The sequence below is a fragment of the Dysosmobacter sp. Marseille-Q4140 genome, from assembly GCA_018228705.1.
Taxonomy (GTDB): Bacteria; Bacillota; Clostridia; order Oscillospirales; family Oscillospiraceae; genus Oscillibacter.
The window spans coordinates 1,823,370-1,839,426 of the sequence record CP073694.1 but is presented as its reverse complement, the minus strand read 5'-3'; the positions used below and the strand labels follow the sequence as shown (position 1 = coordinate 1,839,426).

At 65.9% G+C, this 16,057-nt stretch carries 19 protein-coding genes and 1 riboswitch; of the genes, 13 read left to right on the top strand and 6 right to left on the bottom strand.

Translation table 11 applies throughout. From position 1 onward, the window contains the following. The first annotated feature begins 71 nt into the window (after positions 1-71). From KFE19_09265 to KFE19_09235, 7 genes are all read left to right on the top strand, one after another. The gene (locus tag KFE19_09265; GenBank protein QUO36623.1) at positions 72-413 is read left to right on the top strand and encodes a hypothetical protein; all 342 of its coding nucleotides are present in this window, start codon (positions 72-74) and stop codon (positions 411-413) included. Between the two features lie 45 nt (positions 414-458). Continuing rightward, positions 459-1,304 (top strand): HAD-IIB family hydrolase, encoded by an 846-nt coding sequence (locus KFE19_09260; protein QUO36622.1) that lies wholly within the window; start codon positions 459-461, stop codon positions 1,302-1,304. Positions 1,305-1,419: 115 nt separating this feature from the next. Then, positions 1,420-2,112 (top strand): helix-turn-helix transcriptional regulator, encoded by a 693-nt coding sequence (locus KFE19_09255; GenBank protein ID QUO36621.1) that lies wholly within the window; start codon positions 1,420-1,422, stop codon positions 2,110-2,112. 185 nt (positions 2,113-2,297) lie between these two features. Further along, positions 2,298-2,690, top strand: a complete 393-nt coding sequence (locus KFE19_09250) for a GntR family transcriptional regulator (GenBank protein ID QUO36620.1) — start codon at positions 2,298-2,300, stop codon at positions 2,688-2,690. Continuing rightward, positions 2,671-3,366 (top strand): ABC transporter ATP-binding protein, encoded by a 696-nt coding sequence (locus KFE19_09245; GenBank protein ID QUO36619.1) that lies wholly within the window; start codon positions 2,671-2,673, stop codon positions 3,364-3,366. Before KFE19_09250 ends, KFE19_09245 begins: the two co-directional genes overlap by 20 nt. Continuing rightward, complete coding sequence (locus KFE19_09240; GenBank protein QUO36618.1) at positions 3,360-4,172, top strand: hypothetical protein; 813 nt, start codon at positions 3,360-3,362, stop codon at positions 4,170-4,172. Before KFE19_09245 ends, KFE19_09240 begins: the two co-directional genes overlap by 7 nt. 123 nt (positions 4,173-4,295) lie before the next feature. Next, a complete protein-coding gene (locus KFE19_09235; GenBank protein QUO39582.1) occupies positions 4,296-4,712 on the top strand; it encodes a small multi-drug export protein in 417 nt (138 codons plus the stop codon). A gap of 58 nt (positions 4,713-4,770) precedes the next feature. Here the strand turns inward: KFE19_09235 and KFE19_09230 are convergent, their stop codons facing one another. Next, on the bottom strand, positions 4,771-4,959 hold the full coding sequence (locus KFE19_09230; GenBank protein QUO36617.1) for a hypothetical protein: 189 nt from the start codon (positions 4,957-4,959) through the stop codon (positions 4,771-4,773). A gap of 112 nt (positions 4,960-5,071) precedes the next feature. On the opposite strand from KFE19_09230, the gene KFE19_09225 reads away from it, so the two are divergent. Continuing rightward, positions 5,072-5,314, top strand: coding sequence for a helix-turn-helix transcriptional regulator (locus KFE19_09225; protein QUO36616.1), 243 nt, complete (start codon positions 5,072-5,074; stop codon positions 5,312-5,314). Between the two features lie 4 nt (positions 5,315-5,318). After that, complete coding sequence (locus KFE19_09220) at positions 5,319-5,567, top strand: helix-turn-helix transcriptional regulator (GenBank protein ID QUO36615.1); 249 nt, start codon at positions 5,319-5,321, stop codon at positions 5,565-5,567. Positions 5,568-5,612: 45 nt separating this feature from the next. Here the strand turns inward: KFE19_09220 and KFE19_09215 are convergent, their stop codons facing one another. Continuing rightward, positions 5,613-6,884, bottom strand: a complete 1,272-nt coding sequence (locus tag KFE19_09215; protein QUO36614.1) for an amidohydrolase family protein — start codon at positions 6,882-6,884, stop codon at positions 5,613-5,615. A 63-nt stretch (positions 6,885-6,947) separates the two neighbouring features. Beyond that, a riboswitch (purine riboswitch) is annotated at positions 6,948-7,047 on the bottom strand. 112 nt (positions 7,048-7,159) lie between these two features. Here KFE19_09215 and KFE19_09210 point away from each other — a divergent pair. Then, positions 7,160-7,921, top strand: a complete 762-nt coding sequence (locus tag KFE19_09210) for a ZIP family metal transporter (protein QUO36613.1) — start codon at positions 7,160-7,162, stop codon at positions 7,919-7,921. A 65-nt stretch (positions 7,922-7,986) separates the two neighbouring features. On the opposite strand, the gene KFE19_09205 is transcribed toward KFE19_09210, so the two are convergent. The 3 genes from KFE19_09205 to thiI form a co-directional block, all read right to left on the bottom strand. Then, positions 7,987-9,372, bottom strand: a complete 1,386-nt coding sequence (locus KFE19_09205) for a collagen-like protein (GenBank protein QUO36612.1) — start codon at positions 9,370-9,372, stop codon at positions 7,987-7,989. Between the two features lie 63 nt (positions 9,373-9,435). Next, the gene (locus KFE19_09200; GenBank protein ID QUO36611.1) at positions 9,436-10,689 is read right to left on the bottom strand and encodes a competence/damage-inducible protein A; all 1,254 of its coding nucleotides are present in this window, start codon (positions 10,687-10,689) and stop codon (positions 9,436-9,438) included. Positions 10,690-11,032: 343 nt separating this feature from the next. Beyond that, a complete protein-coding gene (gene thiI / locus KFE19_09195) occupies positions 11,033-12,229 on the bottom strand; it encodes a tRNA 4-thiouridine(8) synthase ThiI (protein QUO36610.1) in 1,197 nt (398 codons plus the stop codon). Positions 12,230-12,387: 158 nt separating this feature from the next. On the opposite strand from thiI, the gene KFE19_09190 reads away from it, so the two are divergent. The 3 genes from KFE19_09190 to KFE19_09180 all read left to right on the top strand — a co-directional run bounded on the left by KFE19_09190 (position 12,388) and on the right by KFE19_09180 (position 14,295). Continuing rightward, positions 12,388-13,020 (top strand): flavodoxin family protein, encoded by a 633-nt coding sequence (locus tag KFE19_09190; protein ID QUO36609.1) that lies wholly within the window; start codon positions 12,388-12,390, stop codon positions 13,018-13,020. A gap of 103 nt (positions 13,021-13,123) precedes the next feature. Then, on the top strand, positions 13,124-14,020 hold the full coding sequence (locus KFE19_09185; protein QUO36608.1) for a LysR family transcriptional regulator: 897 nt from the start codon (positions 13,124-13,126) through the stop codon (positions 14,018-14,020). A gap of 35 nt (positions 14,021-14,055) precedes the next feature. Next, complete coding sequence (locus KFE19_09180) at positions 14,056-14,295, top strand: hypothetical protein (GenBank protein QUO36607.1); 240 nt, start codon at positions 14,056-14,058, stop codon at positions 14,293-14,295. An 81-nt stretch (positions 14,296-14,376) separates the two neighbouring features. Here the strand turns inward: KFE19_09180 and KFE19_09175 are convergent, their stop codons facing one another. Beyond that, on the bottom strand, positions 14,377-15,894 hold the full coding sequence (locus tag KFE19_09175) for a YifB family Mg chelatase-like AAA ATPase (GenBank protein ID QUO36606.1): 1,518 nt from the start codon (positions 15,892-15,894) through the stop codon (positions 14,377-14,379). Between the last annotated feature and the right edge of the window lie 163 nt (positions 15,895-16,057).

Genomic DNA, 16,057 nt, shown 5'->3' with positions numbered 1-16,057 from the left:
CGCCGTCCGCTTTGCGGGCGGCGGTTTTTTTGAGGGGGAATATGGAAAAAGAGGATTTTCTGACGGCATATATGGTAATTGGAGCAAGTACGGTACTGAGCCTGCTCCTGCTGTACGTTGTACATCAGGATGGGATCCTGACCATTGCGTTTCTGGGCAACGGTGCGGTGTGTGCGACGGTGGGAGCAGTCTATCTGAAAAGACTCCGCCGCCACTGGAAAAAGACAGATCCCGAGGCATATTCCCGTTCCTTTGCCCCGTGGGGCGGCAGCTGGCGGCTGTGGGTGGATCCCAGCTATCCCTATCGTCCCGGGGCCCGGGAGCTGATCGCGGCCTGGCGGCGGCTGGGCATCATCCAGATGAGCTCCATGGCTGTGGTGTTTGCGTCCATGGTTTTACAGGGCGTTATATAACGGCGTTTTAAAAAGATGATGAGAGATCGAGAGAGGAGAAAACCCATGGGAAGATTTGACGGTGTGCTGCTGGCCAGCGATTTTGACAATACCCTCATCTACACCGAGGACGCCCTGCGCAGCGGGGCGCCGGTGCCGCCGCTGTCGGCGCGGAACCGGGAGGCCCTGGAGTGGTTCATGGCCGAGGGCGGCCGCTTCACCGTGGCCACGGGCCGGGCCCTGGCGGCCTTTGTGAACTACGCCGGCGGCGTGCCCATGAACGCCCCGTCGGTGGTGTGCAACGGCGCGGCCATCTATGATTTTGATAAGAGGGAATACCTGGATTACGCCCTGCTGGACGAGGACGCCCGCCGCCGGGGGCAGATCATCCTGGACCGCTTTCCGGATCTGGCGGTGGAGGCCTACCACATCGACAATGTCATCCACGCCGTGCGTCCCAACGCCATCACCCGTCAGCACGAGCACCTGACCAAGGTGGCCGTGACGGAGGCCCCGTCCCTGCTGGAGGTGCCCATGCCCCTGGGAAAGCTGCTGTTCGAGGCGGAGCACGACGTGCTTCAGGGGGTCCTGAACCAGCTGACGGCGGAGGGCTGGGACAAGGACTACGAGCTGATCTTTTCCGGCAAGGTGCTGCTGGAGATGACCGCCAAGGGCGCCAACAAGGGCGGCATGATCCGGCGCCTGGCGGAGCGGCTGGGCATCGGCATGGACCATGTCTACTGCGTGGGCGACGAGGCCAACGACATCCCCATGCTCACCGCCGCGGCGGAGGGCTTCGCCCCGGCCAACTGCGTGGAGGCTGTGCGGCAGTGCGGGGCCACGGTGGTCTGCGACGCCCGGGAGGGCGCCCTGGCGGATGTGGTGGAGCGTTTGGCAAAGAAGTACATATAAAGCAGAAACATGGCTTCCGCAACCGCTGGTTGCGGAAGTTCCAGCTTTCATCGCTGGCGGCGGCAGGGCCGGATCTGATATCCTGAGGCCATCAAAAGACAGGAGGAACAGCCCTATGACCTTTGGAGAGAAGCTGCAGACGCTCCGGACCCGGGCGAGCCTGAGCCAGGACGCCCTGGCGGAGGCCCTGGACGTGAGCCGCCAGGCGGTGAGCAAATGGGAGCGGGACGAGGCCATGCCGGAGGCGGAGAAGCTGGTGCGCATCAGCGACCAGTTTTCCGTCACCATCGATTCGCTGCTGCGGCCGGACCGGGAGCCGGAGGCGCCCATGCCGTCCGGCCGCCGGGCACAGGCGCTGCCGGAGCTGGAGGAAGTCTGGCGCAAGTACGGTCGGGTGCTGGCCTGGGCCCTGGCGGCCTGGGGCGTCTGGCGCTGCATCCGCGTGATCCCCGTTCTGTCGATGTTTGCCAATGCGGCCGCGGACAGCTGGACGCCGATGGCCGCTGCGGTGGTCTACTATCTGGTGCCGGGCTTGTCCGTGGCGCTGTGCGGCGTGCTGACGGTGTGCCTGTGGCGGCGGGCGGGAGCTCTTCGCCGCCGGCATGTGGGCGCGGCACTGACGCTGTGGAGCGCCCTGAACCTGGCCGGGCGCGGCGGCCTGGCGCTGGCGGTCTGGCGGACACGCAGCGGGGTGGACGCAACGGTGAGCCAGCAGGAGCTGGGCGTGGGGGTCCTCTGGCTCTACGGCGCGGTCCTGGCAGCGGGTGTGCTCCTGCTGTGCTGGCACCGCCCGGACAAGCGCGCGTAGACTGCCCTGCGAAAAGAGACGAGGCTGCCGCAAGGACGGCACCGACAACGAGAACGCCCCGGAGGGTTTCCTCCGGGGCGTTTTTATCCGCTGCAAAAAAATCGGGTGGCCCTCTTGACAAACGGAGGAAATGTGTTATTGTATTAATTGCTTAGTACAACAACACAAAAACAGGAGGTGCTTTCGTGAAGTGGCAGTTTTCCAACGACGCGCCGATCTACTCCCAGCTGATCGATCAGATCCAGGTGGGGATCGTCTCCGGCGCGTTTCCGCCGGGAGAGCGGCTGCCATCGGTGCGGGACCTGGCCACGGAGGCCGGGGTGAACCCCAACACCATGCAGCGGGCACTGGCAGAGCTGGAGCGGGACGGCCTGGTGTACAGCCAGCGGACCGCGGGCAGATTCGTAACGGAGGATCAGACCATGATCGACCATGTGAAGCGGAGCCTGGCGCAGCGGCATATCCAGGCGTTTTGGGAGGCCATGACCCATCTTGGCTATGACCGGGAAGAGGTCCTGGCGCTGATGCGCCAGGAGGTGTCCGAGGAGGAGAATGACAATGGCAGTTCTGGAATGTAAGGACCTGAGCAAGCAGTACGGGCCCACGCCGGCCCTGACCCATGTGGACCTGGCTATCGAGCCGGGGCGGATCGTGGGGCTGCTGGGCCCCAACGGCAGCGGCAAGACCACCCTCATCAAGCTGGCCAACGGCCTGCTGACCCCCAGCGCCGGGGAGGTGCTGGTGTGCGGTGCGGCGCCGGGGAAGGAATCCCACGCCGCCGTCAGCTATCTGCCGGAGCGCACCTGCATCCCCACGTGGATGTCGGTGAAGCAGCTGATGGACTTCTACGGCGATTTTTACGCCGACTTCCGCGCCGAGGCGGCGGAGGAGATGCTCTCCCATCTGAACATCCGCCACGACCAGCGGATCAAGCAGATGAGCAAGGGCACCCGGGAGAAGGTGCAGCTGATCATGGTCATGAGCCGGGCGGCGAAGCTGTATCTGCTGGATGAGCCCATCGGCGGCGTGGACCCGGCTACCCGGGACTACATCCTCTCCACCATCATCGGCAACTACAACCCTGAGGCGGCGGTGGTGCTCTCCACCCACCTGATCGCCGACGTGGAAAAGATCCTGGACGAGGTCATTTTCATCAACCAGGGCCGGGTGATGCTCCAGTCCTCCGTGGATCAGATCCGGGAGGAAAAGGGCATGAGCGTGGACGCGCTGTTCCGGGAGGTGTTCAAATGCTGAGGAAACTGTTGAAGCACGAGTTTCGTGCCACGGCCCGGATCATGGGGCCGCTGTATCTCATCCTGCTGGTCACCGCCATGGGCGCCAACTTCTCCGCCCGGGTCATGGACCGGGCCGACAGCCGGCTGCTGAACGTCCTGGGCGCCCTGGTGGTCATGGCCTTCGTGGTCGCCATCATCGGCGTGTGCTTCATGAGCTTTTTCCTGATGCTCCAGCGGTTCTACCGCAATCTCCTGCGGGACGAGGGCTACATCATGTTCACCCTGCCCGCCTCCGTCCACCAGCAGGTGTGGAGCAAGCTGATTGTCTCCACAGTCTGGTATGTGCTCACCGCGGCGGTGGTGGTCCTGTCCTTCCTGGTGGCGGTGTTTGAAGTGGGTCTTGTCAGCGCCTTTTTCCGGGGGATCGAGCAGGTACTCCAGGCCATGACCGCCTACTACGCCCTCAACGGCACGGCTTTCGCCCTGGAGCTGGCCGCTCTGTGCTTTGTCAGCTGCGTGGCGTTCGCATTGCAGTTTTACGCCGCCATGGCCGTGGGCCACAGCTTTTCCAATCACAAGCTGCTCTTGTCCGTGGCCTTCTACTTCGCCTTCCAGTTTGCCAGCCAGATCATCGGCACGGTGCTGCTGGTGGGACTGGCGGACTCCCCGCTGGTGGCCTTCCTGTCCACCCTGGACATCCACTTCACTGCCATGAGCGCCGTCCACATCACCATGTGGCTGCTTTTGGCGGGCACGGCGGTCTACGGAGCCATCTTCTACTTCTTAACAACTTATTTCTTGAAAAAACGGCTGAACCTGGAGTAAACTAGACCATACGCCATCCGGGGCGGAGGCCTCTGCCCCGGATGGCCCGTCTGAATGCTGGGAGGATGCCGGATGTCTCTGGAGACCATGTTCCATGAATTGCTGCTGACCTTTTTCGCCGCCATGGTGCCGGTGCTGGAGTTGCGGGGCGCCATCCCCGTAGGCGTGGCGGCAGGACTGCCGCCCGCCGCGGCCTGCGCGGCTGCCATTCTGGGAAACATGGTGCCGGTGCCCTTCATTTTGCTGCTGGTCCGCCGGGCCTTTGCCTGGCTGCGGAACACGAGGCTGCTGGGCGGAAAGATCACGGCCCTGGAACGCCGGGCCCATTTGAAGGGCCGGGTGGTGCGGAAATACCGCCTGCCGGGCCTGGTGATCTTGGTGGCCATCCCCCTCCCGGGCACCGGCGCCTGGACCGGCGCCCTGGTGGCGGCCCTGCTGGACATCCGGATGCGCCACGCCCTGCCCGCCATCTTTCTGGGCGTGGTCATCGCCGGGGTTATCATCACGGCGCTGACCATGGGCGTCGTGCATCTGTTCTGAGGGCGCGGGATTTCACAAAAGACCGGGCGTCTCCCCTGGGGGAGGCACCCGGTCCGTTTTATCCGAAGTCGTGCCGCCCGCCGCAGGAGAGGCCCAGATCCTCCAGAAGGGACACGATGGTTTCGATCTTTCCAAAGCACTCCCGGTCGGACAGCGTCTCGTCGGCCACGATCTCCTGGATGCGCCGCAGGGCACGGGCAGCGGCGTCGGAGGCCAGGCACCGGTAAAATTCCTGCTCGCTCTGCATAAAATCACCTTATCTGGACGATATATAGACCGTTGTATCATATATAGTCCATTCAAAACAAGCCTTTTCGGTACAGTAAGAAAAAGGACTTCTTTTGGAAAGAGGTGGGGAGATGGACACCAGAGCAGCGGTCGCAAACCGCCTGGTGGCGCTGTGCGGCCAGCGGGGCTGGACGGTCCACAAGCTGGACACGGAATCCGCCGTGCCGCCCTCCACGGTGAAGAGCATCCTCTACGGCAACAGCAAAAATCCCGGCGTTGTGACCATCAAGATGCTCTGCGACGGCCTGGGGATCACCCTGGAGGAGTTCTTCTCCGGCGAGGAGTTCGCCGGGCTGGAGCAGGAGATCCATTGAGGTCATGGGCGGGAAGATCAAAGACGCGGTGGCGGCCAGGTTCGTGGAGATCTGCGCCCAACGGAGCATCAAGTACAACGAGCTAGCGGTGCGCGCCGGCGTGACGCCCTCCACGGTGTACAGCATGATGGACCCCCGCCGCAGGGACGTGTCCATCGTGACCATCAAAATCCTCTGCGACGGCCTGGACATGACGCTGGAGGAGTTCTTCTCCGGCGCGGAATTTACGGACCTGGAGCAGGAGATCCAATAAACCATAAACCCCGGGGCGGACCGTTCGGTCCGCCCCGGGGTCTGTTCATGTTCGGGAGAAGATCTTTCTTCCGGCGCTCCACACCGCCCGGATGGCGTCCTTCTGCCGCAGGTACACCGCCCGCTCCAGCCGCTCCGCCGCCGTCAGGGGGTGGGGCTGGGGCAGGTCGCTGTCCCGCAGCACCAGGGCGTGGAGGGGATTGCCCGGGGCGAAGCCGGGAGCCTCCCCGAAGTAGGCGGCTCCGGCGGAGGTGCCCAGATACCAGCCCTCCGCCACGGTGAGGAAGTCCGTCTCCCAGCCGTCCAGGATGCGGCGGGCCTTGGAGGCCCGGATGGCCGAGGCCACCACGTCGAACATGTGCAGCTGGTCGCCGCCGGCGATGTCGCTGCCCAGGGCCACCTTCAGCCCCTCCCGGAGCATGGCCCGCACCGGCGCCACGCCGGAGCAGATGTTCTGATTGGAGTCAGCGCAGTGGACCGCGGTGACCCCGGCGTCACGCATGGCCGCCCGCTCCCGCTCGTCGGACCAGACGCAGTGGGCCATGACGGTGCGGTCGTTCCAGAGGCCGTACTTGGCGTAGGTCTCCCAGTACTGTTTGCAGTCCGGGTGCAGCTCGCGCACCCACTGGATCTCCTTGTCGTTTTCCGACAGGTGGGACTGGACCGGCAGGGTCCGCTCCGCTGCCAGCTTCCCTAAAAATGCCATCAGCTCATCGGAGCAGGAGGGGGTGAACCGGGGGGTCAGCATGGGCTTCACCAGCCGGAAGTCCCCGCAGGCCTCCAGCCACCGCAGCGTCTCGGACATGGACTGCTCCGTGGTCTCCTCCAGTACGCCGGGCAGGCTGTTGCGGTCCATGTTCACCTTGCCCACATAGCCGGTGATCCCGGCTTTTTCCAGCTCCTCCATCAAAATCAGCGTGGCGTCGGTGTGGAGGGAGGAGAACATGCACACCCGGGTGGTGCCGTTTTCCGCCAGCTCCGCGGCCAGGCGGCGGTAGATGGTCCGGGCGTAGTCCGGGTCGGCGAAGCGGGCCTCCAGGGGAAAGGTATAGGTGTTCAGCCAGTCCAGCAGCGGCAGGTCCATGCCCATGCCCAGCATGGGGTACTGGGGGGCGTGGAGGTGCAGGTCCGCGAAGGACTGGACGATCAGGTCGTCTCCGCAGTCCTCCACGGCGGCGCCGGCGTACTGCTCCGGCAGCACCGGGAATACCCCTCGGATCACGCCGCCCTCTGCCACCAGATAGCCGTTCTCCGTGGCCTCCAGCTTTCCCGGGGCCGGAGCGGAGACGACGGTTCCCTTCAGGATCGTCAAGCTCATGAGTCCATCTCCTTTTATATATACTGGACACAGCAAAAAAGCGCCCGCCGGGACAGGGAAATACACCCTCCGGCAGACACTCATAGTGAAGCCTTGGGCGGCTCCGTAGAGACGTTCGCGCCATAGTCAGCGAACCTATATGAGTCTTTGACTGGTCACTTACACCTTATCATACCGCCGCCGGAATTGCAAGACCCCGTCACGGGACGGGGCCCTGCCGCCTATACTGGCGTACGGGCGGGTCTCCGCCCAGTTCCGGAAAGGCGTTGATGTACATGTTGCGATCCCTTTACTGGGCGGCTCTCGGCACCGGGTTCACCTTTTTGATGACCACGCTGGGCGCCGCGCTGGTGTTCTTCTTCTCCGGGGAGCCCCATCCCCGGTCCCAGCGGACGCTGCTGGGCTTTGCCGCCGGGGTCATGACGGCGGCCTCGGTCTGGAGTCTGCTGCTGCCGGCCATTGACCGGGCGGCAGGAGGCGCTCTGCCCGCCTGGCTGCCCGCTGCCGCCGGGATGCTGGCGGGCGTGGTGTTTTTGGCAGTGCTGGACGCCCTGCTGCCCCGTCTCCGGCGGAGCCGGACGGACCGGGGGGCCTCCTGGCGGCAGACCACCCTGCTGGCCACGGCCATTACATTGCACAACGTGCCGGAGGGCATGGCCGTGGGCCTTGCCTTCGCCCTGGCGGGCACCGGGGAGGGCTTTGCCGGCGCGGCGGCTCTGGCCCTGGGTATCGGCATCCAGAATTTTCCCGAGGGCGCCGCCATCGCCCTGCCGCTGCGGCAGGGGGGATGGTCCCGGAGGAAGGCGTTTTTCGGGGGGATGCTCTCCGGCGTCGTGGAGCCCATCTTCGGCGTGCTGGTGGTGCTGGCGGCGGCGGGAGTAAACACCCTGATGCCGTGGCTTTTAAGCTTTGCTGCCGGGGCCATGCTGTATGTTGTGGTGGAGGAGCTGGTACCCCAGGCCCACAGCCGCTCCGGCACCTGCGGCTTTGTGGTGGGGTTTCTGGTGATGATGGTGCTGGATGTGGCCCTGGGCTGAGGACCGGACAGAGAACGGGGAGACCGCGAAAGCGGCCTCCCCGTTTTTGTTTCGAAATGTGCGGATCAGGCGTCGTCCCCGCCCCGGAGACCCAGGATCACCATAGTCATGGTGCCGTCTCGGGTGGCGGCGCTGCTGTTGACATTGAGCGTCAGCGTGGTAGCCGCCGGCACTTCGGCAATAAAAGAACTGGAGCCGGAGACGGTGACATTGTCGTCGGCAGTACGGCCGTAAACACCGTAGGGAAGCTGGCCCTGACCGTTGTAAGAGGGGGTCACCTGCAGATAGCCGGCGGTCTCCAGCACGGCTTCCACATTGTAGTGGATGAGATAGGTCCCCGGAGACAGGGACACCTGGGTGCCGCTGTTCTGGGTGATATGACCTGTGGGGTCCGCCACTGCGGTTTTAAAGGAAATCGGCTGGCCGTTGACAAATTGCTGCATAAAGGTGGAGAAAGAGGTGTATTCATCAGGCGTACAGGTGCCGGGTTTGCCTTGGGGGCCCTGGGGACCTTCCGGTCCTTGCGGCCCTTCCGGGCCCTGGGGGCCTGCGGGACCCTGCTCGCCCTGGAGGCCTGCGGGACCCTGCTCACCCTGGGGCCCTGCGGGACCCTGCTCACCCTGGGGCCCTGCGGGACCCTGCTCACCCTGAGGGCCTGCGGGACCCTGCTCACCCTGGGGCCCTGCGGGACCCTGTTTGCCCTGAGGGCCTGCGGGACCCTGCTCGCCCTGGGGGCCTGCGGGACCCTGCTCGCCCTGGGGGCCTGCGGGACCCTGCTCGCCCTGGGGGCCTGCGGGACCCTGCTCGCCCTGAGGGCCTGCGGGACCCTGCTCACCCTGAGGCCCTGCGGGACCCTGCTCACCCTGAGGCCCTGCGGGACCCTGCTCGCCCTGGGGGCCTGCGGGACCCTGCTCACCCTGGGGGCCTGCGGGACCCTGCTCACCCTGGGGGCCTGCGGGGCCCTGCTCGCCCTGGGGGCCTGCGGGACCCTGCTCGCCCTGGGGGCCTGCGGGACCCTGCTCACCCTGGGGGCCTGCGGGACCCTGCTCACCCTGGGGGCCTGCGGGGCCCTGCTCGCCCTGGGGCCCTGCGGGACCCTGCTCGCCCTGGGGGCCTGCGGGACCCTGCTCGCCCTGGGGGCCTGCGGGACCCTGCTCACCCTGGGGGCCTGCGGGACCCTGCTCGCCCTGGGGGCCTGCGGGACCTTGCGGGCCCTGGGCACCTTGGGCGCCCCGGGGGATGAAGAAGCTGAGCTCCGTGCCGCAGGGAGTGGGTGTGGCAGTTACCCGGGCGTTGGTGCCGGGCTGCGTGGTGACGGTGGTGCCAACGGTGATCTCCGCCCGGCATGGGCAGGGAGGAGGACAGCCGTGGTCGTGACAGCAGGGATCAAAGCAGTCGGAATCGCTGCGATGGGAGGACGGGAAACAGGGATCGTCCTGAAAATGTCGCATATACATGGATCTCCTTTCTGAGGGTTCAATCCAGTATATGCCGCTGCCTTCCCGGCTGCCCCATCAGGGGCGCAGGCCCGTCAGATACCGGCGCACCATGTCCAGGGCGTGGTTGGCCGCCAGGTCCTGGATCCGGTCCCGGCGCCGCCGGCCCGACTCCGTCCGGCGGCAGAAGGTGCCGTCAGGGGTGGAAAGGCCGATGAACACCAGCCCCACCGGGTTGTTCCGCTCGTCCGGATCCGGGCCCGCCACACCGGTGACGGACACGCCGATCTCCGCCCCGGTGACGCGGCGGGCGCCCTCGGCCATGGCCCGGGCGGTGGGCTCCGACACGGCGCCGTAAGTATCCAGGACCTCCTGGGGAACCCCCAGCACGGCGGCCTTCACCTCCGTCCAGTAGCTGACCACGCCGCCCCGGTAGACCCGGGAGGCTCCGGGCAGGGCAGTGATCCGTCGGGCCACGAGACCCCCGGTGCAGCTCTCGGCGGTGGAGAGGGTCAGGCCCTTTTTCAAAAGCTCCTCCATGCACACCTGGGCCAGGTCCTGTACGTCCACACCGTAGACATACTCCCCCAGGGCCTCGCGCACCTGCGCCACCACCGGGGCGAGCAGGGCCTCCGCCTCCGGGACGCCGGCGGCCTTGGCGGTGGCCCGCAGGCGCACCTCGCAGGGTTTGGCGTAGGTGGCGAGGGACGGGTTTTCCATCCGGGCCATCCGCTCGTGGAGCAGCTCATCCACATAGGATTCCCCCAGGCCGAAGGTCATGATGTCGTGGGAGACGATGACCTCTTGGGAGAGGCCCCGCAGGTACGGCTCCACCCACCGGTGAAGCATGGTCTCCATCTCGTGGGGCGGGCCGGGCAGCATCAGCACGTGGACGCCGCCGGCTTCAAAGGCGCAGCCCGGGGCGGTGCCCACGGGGTTGTCGAAGATCACGCAGCCCTCCGGCAGCTCCGCCTGCTGGCGGTTGTTCTCCGGCATGGGGGCGTGGAGGTTCTTGGTGTAGAAGTCCCGGATGTCCTCCAGAATGTCCGGGTGGAACACCAGGGGCTTGCCGAAGGCGGCGCAGATGGTCTGCTTGGTCAGATCGTCATAGGTGGGCCCCAGGCCTCCGGTGGTGATGAGGATGTCGGCCCGCCGGCGGGCCACGGACACCGCCTGGGCCAGCCGCTCCGGGTTGTCGCCCACCACGGTGTGCCAGAACACGTTGACCCCCAGGCCGGACAGGCTCTGGGACAACACCTGGGCGTTGGTGTTGGCAATGTTTCCCAAGAGCAGCTCGGTGCCGACGGCGATGATCTCAGCGGTATGGGACATAAGTATCAGACCTCCGATCGCCAACGCCAACTCGGCGGCCAGTGCCGCCGCAAATACGGAGCGTCAGCGCAGTATTTCCGCAAGGGCGGATTCACTCCGCCCGAGGATATCAAATGGACAGGGCTCCCGCAGGGTCAGAGACCCTGTGGGACGTTGGCAATGTTTCCCAAGAGCAGCTCGGTGCCGACGGCGATGATCTCAGCGGTATGGGACATGGATAAAGACCTCCGATCGCTGGCGCCGCAGATGCGGAGCGTCAGCGCAGTATTTCCGCGGAGGCGGATGGTTTATGGCGGTGTATATGCAAGGTCCCGCAGGGGCGCGGGCCCTGCGGGACCAGTTGTCAGATCCGGGGGGCGTCGCCGGGCTTCACCCACACCCACTGGCGGCCCGCCAGGGCCTCCGCCACCAGGGCGTCCACATCCAGCGCCGCCTCGGCGGAGCGGACGTCCTCCACCTTGGGCCGGGTGCAGGGGTGCCGGGGGGTGAACACGGTGCAGCAGTCCTCATAGGGCAGGATGGAGGTGTCATAGGTGCCGATCTCCCGGGCCATGCGGATGATCTCCACCTTGTCCATGCCGATCAGGGGCCGCAGGACCGGGATCTCACACACGTCGTCGGTGGTGCCCAGGGCCAGCATGGTCTGGCTGGCCACCTGGCCCAACGACTCGCCGGTGACCAGGGCGCCGGCCTTGCACCGCGCGGCCACCGCCTGGGCAAGACGCATCATGAACCGCCGCATGATGAGGGTGAAGAACTCCTCCGGGCAGTTCTTGCGGATCTCCTCCTGGATGTGGGTGAAGGGGATGATGTGGACCATCATCTTGCCGCACCAGCCCGTCAGCAGGCGGGCCAGCTCCAGGACCTTCTCCTGGGCCTGGGGGGAGGTGTAGGGCGGGGAGACGAAGTGGACCATCTCCAGCTCCACGCCCCGGCGGGCCATCATCCAGGAGGACACGGGGCTGTCCAGCCCGCCGGAGAGCAGGCTCACCGCCCGGCCGCCCATGCCGATGGGGAGCCCTCCGGCGCCGGGGACGGCGGGGGCGTGGACGTAGGCATACTTCTCCCGGATCTCCACGTATACGGTCAGGTCCGGGTCGTGGACGTCCACGGTCACGGCGGGGAAGGCCTCCGCCAGCTCGCCGCCCACCTCCTGGCTCAGCTGGATGGAGTTGAGGCGGAAGGTCTTGTCGGCCCGCTTGCTCTCCACCTTGAAGCTGCGGGCGGCGGCAAAGGCGTCGGCCAGGTAGATCTTGGCGGTCTCCACGATGGCCTCCACGGTCTTTTCGCAGGGCACCGCCCGGGCCACCGCCACCACGCCGAACACCTGCCGGCAGGCGGCGAAGGCCGCCTCCATATCGCAGTTGTCGGCGGTGGGCTCCACGTAGATGGTGCTCTGGCGGATGTAGACCTGGAAGCTGCCGCAGCCCTTCAGACGGCGGCGGACGTTGTTCACCAGCTTGTCCTCAAAGGAGTGGCGGTTTTGGCCCTTGAGGACCACCTCGCCCAGCTTCAGCAGAAGCATCTCTTGGCTGTTCATAAGGGTTTTTCCTCCCGGTTCTTGAAAATGATTACAACACTTTATTATACCGCAGATCGCGCCAAAGAAAAAGTCCTATTTTCCGTTGCTGCGTCCTGCTACAATAGGAGGGAACCAAGCCCCGGAAGGGGAATCTTGATACGGAGGGGAAAGTTGTCATGAAAATCGTCGCCATCAACGGAAGTCCCAGAAAGAACGGAAATACCGCCCAGCTGCTGGAGGTGGTCCGCCGGGAGGTGGAGGCCGCCGGCGTGGAGTTCCAGGTGTTCCAGCCGGGGCCCAAGGTCCGTCCCTGCATGGCCTGCTACCACTGCCTGAACACCGGGTCCCTCCGGTGCGTCCAGACCGACGATATGGTCAACGATATCATCGCCGCCTGTATTGAGGCCGACGGTATCCTGCTGGCCTCCCCGGTGTACCACGGCGGCATCGCCGGCGGCATGAAGTGCGTGCTGGACCGGCTGATGCTGGCGGCGGGCTGCGGGGACAATCAGCTCTGCCGCAAGGTGGGCGGCGCGCTGTGCACCCTGCGCCGCAGCGGCGGCATGGAGACGTACCAGCAGCTGCTGGGCACCATGGACGCCATGGAGATGATCCTGGTCACCTCCGACTACTGGGGCGCCGTCCACGGCGCGGACCCCGGCGAGGTGATGGGGGACACCGAGGGCCTGGAGGTGGCCGCCAAGCTGGGCCGCAACATGGCCTGGACCGTGAAGGCCCTGGCCATGGCAAAGGAGACGCTGCCGCCGCCGGAGAGCCGCAAGCGGACCTTCACCAATTTCATCCGGTGAGGCCGGTAAAATATTTTATAATTCGTCCGTTGACATATTGAATCGCTTTATATATAGTGGGCTTGTAAGAACTTTGCCCGGGACATAAAAGGGAGGACGGCCCATGGAGATGCGGCAGCTGAAATATTTCATGGCGGTGGCCAAGGCGGAGAGCTACTCCGCGGCGGCGGCGGAGCTGGCGGTGGCCCAGCCCACGCTGTCCATCGCCGTGCGGAACCTGGAGCAGGAGCTGGGCGTGCAGCTGTTCTATACCTTCGGCCGCCGCCAGCGCCTGACCGACGAGGGACAGCGGCTGCTGGAGGGCGCCCAGCGGATGATGGAGGAGTACCGCCGCACGGTGGAGGAGGTCCAGAACACCGGGGACACCGCCGCCGGTACCCTGACGGTGGGCCTGCCGCCGCTGCTGGGCACCTGTTATTTCGCCGCCCTGATCCCGGAATTCGCCCGGAAGTATCCCAACGTCCGCATCCAGGTGGTGGAGCAGGGCTCCTATGTGATCGACCAGATGATCGTGGACGGGGAGCTGGACATCGCCCTGACGCTGAACACCGAGCAGGTGGAGCAGTTCGAGTCCCTGCCCTTCACCTGCCAGCGGGTGGGGGTGATCGTGAACCGGAACAACCCCCTGTCGGAGCGGGCGAGCCTGTCCTTTGCCGATCTGAAGGGCCAGCGGTTCGCCATTTTCAATCAGGATTTCGCCCTCCACTGGCAGACTGTCCGGGCCTGCCGCAACGCCGGGTTTGCCCCGCAGATCGTGCTGCTGTCCTCCCAGTGGGACTTCCTGGTGGAGGTGGCGGCCCAGAACCGGGCCATCACGATCCTGCCCAAGCCCATCTATGACAAGTACCCCGTGACCGCGGTGCGGTGGGTGCCCCTCAGCGACGGGCCCCGGGTGTGGGATGTGCGGGTGGCCCGGAACAAAAAGCGATATATGTCCAACGCCTGCAAGGCCTTCCTGCGGCACATCGAGGACCGCCGTCCGCCGGACGACCTGCTGTAAGGGAACCATTCCGGTTGTGAAAGGAGCGGGTGATCGTGCAGCCGTTTTTTGGAAGCATCCTCTCGGATGAACAGGGCTGGCGGACGGTCCTGGTGGCGTTTCCGCTGATCTGCCTGGCCCTCTGGGGCCTGAACGCCTTCAGCCTGAACCAGCTGAAAAAGGGCAAGGTCGACTATTCCAAAAAGGGATTTCGCAGGCGGGGACGGCTGGTCGGCGCGGCGGTGGTGGTGTTTATCATTCTGGCGGCGATTTTGCAGCACCTGGTCTTTGACTGAGCACGCCGCGTCTTGATGCGGCCATTTTGGAGATTCGGAAAAGAGATAGGCGGCGCCCCGCATGGGGCGCCGCCTGATTGTTTATCCCTTGAGGATATCGGTGTTGCGGTACTGGATGGCCTCGGCCAGGTGCTCCGGCCCGATGGCCGCCGCCCCATCCAGGTCCGCGATGGTCCGGGCCACCCGGAGGATCCGGTCGTGGCTGCGGGCCGTGAGGCCCATGCGGTCGAAGGCGCTTTTCATCAGAGCCTCCCCGGCGGCGTCCAGGGCGCAGAACTGCCCGATCTGAGCGGGGGCCATGTGGGCGTTGCAGGATACGGTGGTGCCGGCGAAGCGCTTTTCCTGAATGGCCCGGGCCGCGTCCACCCGGGCCTTCACCGCGGCGGAGGACTCCGGCTCCGACTTGCGCCGCAGGGCCTCGTACTCCACCGAGGGCACCGATACGTGGAGGTCGATCCGGTCCAGCAGGGGGCCGGAGATCTTCTCCACGTACTTGGCCACCTCCCGGTCCGAGCAGGTGCACTTCCCGGAGGGATGGCCCCGCCAGCCGCAGCGGCAGGGGTTCATGGCACACACCAGCTGGAACCGGGCGGGCAGGTGCAGCGTGCCTCCGGACCGGGCCACGGTGACCTCCCCCTCCTCCAGGGGTTGGCGCATGGCCTCCAGCACGTCCCGGCGGAACTCCGGCAGCTCGTCCAGAAACAGCACGCCGTTGTGGGCCAGGGAGATCTCCCCGGGCCGCAGGGTGGGTCCGCCGCCGGTGAGGGCCGCGGCGGAGGCGGTGTGGTGGGGGCTGCGGAAGGGCCGCCGGGTCAGCAGGGGGTGCCGGGGGTCCGCCAGGCCCGCCACGGACCAGATGCCGGAGACCTCCAGGGCTTCCTCCCGGGTCAGATCCGGCAGGATGGAGGGCAGGCGCTTTGCCAGCATGGACTTGCCGGCGCCGGGGGAGCCGATCAGCAGCAGATTATGGCCGCCCGCCGCGGCGATCTCCAGGGCCCGCTTCACGTTCTCCTGGCCCATCACGTCCCGGAGGTCCGGCAGTTCCGCTTCCTCCGGCTCCGCCTCCCAGGCCGGGGCGGGGGAGAGGGGCGACTCTCCCTTCAGATGGGCCACCAGAGCTTTCACATGGTCCACGCCGTAGACGGTGAGACCTCCCGCCAGAGTGGCCTCGGCGGCGTTCTCCGCCGGGACGTACAGCTGCCGGATGCCGTGCTCCCGGGCCGCCAGGGCCATGGGCAGCACGCCGGACACCGGCCGCAGCGCCCCGGTCAGGGACAGCTCTCCCAGGAAAGCCGCCTCCGCCGGCGGCGGGGGCAACTCGCCGGAGGCCGCCAGCAGCCCCACGAAAATAGGCAGGTCGTAGACGGTGCCCGCCTTCTTCTGGCCCGCCGGGGCCAGGTTCACGGTGATGCGGCTGACGGGGAATTTGGCCCCGCAGTTTTTCACCGCCGCCCGGACCCGTTCCCGGGCCTCCCGGACCGCCGCGTCCGGCAGTCCCACGATGTCGAAGGCCGGAAGGCCCCCGGACAAAAAGCACTCGGCGCTGACGGCATAGCCGGCAATGCCGCTGAGCCCCAGAGACCGCACAGTAACAACCAAAGCGCAGCACCTCCCACGCACCTCCGGTCCACAGCCGGAGGCAGACCGGTCAGACCGGTCCGTTTTTAGGAAAGTTTACCACACAATCCCCGATTAGGGAACACGTTCCCGGAAAAAGGCCCTGAAATGTCAAAGTTGTCGGGAGCTTTGGGCAAAAACTATA

Bases quoted from the DNA above. Each gene is read 5' to 3' on its own strand.
- KFE19_09245 (QUO36619.1), top strand. From the start codon at position 2,671: ATGGCAGTTCTGGAATGTAAGGACCTGAGCAAGCAGTACGGGCCCACG.
- KFE19_09230 (QUO36617.1), bottom strand. From the start codon at position 4,959: ATGCAGAGCGAGCAGGAATTTTACCGGTGCCTGGCCTCCGACGCCGCT.
- KFE19_09255 (QUO36621.1), top strand. From the start codon at position 1,420: ATGACCTTTGGAGAGAAGCTGCAGACGCTCCGGACCCGGGCGAGCCTG.
- KFE19_09205 (QUO36612.1), bottom strand. From the start codon at position 9,372: ATGCGACATTTTCAGGACGATCCCTGTTTCCCGTCCTCCCATCGCAGC.
- thiI (QUO36610.1), bottom strand. From the start codon at position 12,229: ATGAACAGCCAAGAGATGCTTCTGCTGAAGCTGGGCGAGGTGGTCCTC.
- KFE19_09210 (QUO36613.1), top strand. From the start codon at position 7,160: ATGTTGCGATCCCTTTACTGGGCGGCTCTCGGCACCGGGTTCACCTTT.
- KFE19_09225 (QUO36616.1), top strand. From the start codon at position 5,072: ATGGACACCAGAGCAGCGGTCGCAAACCGCCTGGTGGCGCTGTGCGGC.
- KFE19_09260 (QUO36622.1), top strand. From the start codon at position 459: ATGGGAAGATTTGACGGTGTGCTGCTGGCCAGCGATTTTGACAATACC.
- KFE19_09215 (QUO36614.1), bottom strand. From the start codon at position 6,884: ATGAGCTTGACGATCCTGAAGGGAACCGTCGTCTCCGCTCCGGCCCCG.
- KFE19_09235 (QUO39582.1), top strand. From the start codon at position 4,296: ATGGTGCCGGTGCTGGAGTTGCGGGGCGCCATCCCCGTAGGCGTGGCG.
- KFE19_09190 (QUO36609.1), top strand. From the start codon at position 12,388: ATGAAAATCGTCGCCATCAACGGAAGTCCCAGAAAGAACGGAAATACC.
- KFE19_09200 (QUO36611.1), bottom strand. From the start codon at position 10,689: ATGTCCCATACCGCTGAGATCATCGCCGTCGGCACCGAGCTGCTCTTG.
- KFE19_09265 (QUO36623.1), top strand. From the start codon at position 72: ATGGTAATTGGAGCAAGTACGGTACTGAGCCTGCTCCTGCTGTACGTT.
- KFE19_09185 (QUO36608.1), top strand. From the start codon at position 13,124: ATGGAGATGCGGCAGCTGAAATATTTCATGGCGGTGGCCAAGGCGGAG.
- KFE19_09240 (QUO36618.1), top strand. From the start codon at position 3,360: ATGCTGAGGAAACTGTTGAAGCACGAGTTTCGTGCCACGGCCCGGATC.
- KFE19_09220 (QUO36615.1), top strand. From the start codon at position 5,319: ATGGGCGGGAAGATCAAAGACGCGGTGGCGGCCAGGTTCGTGGAGATC.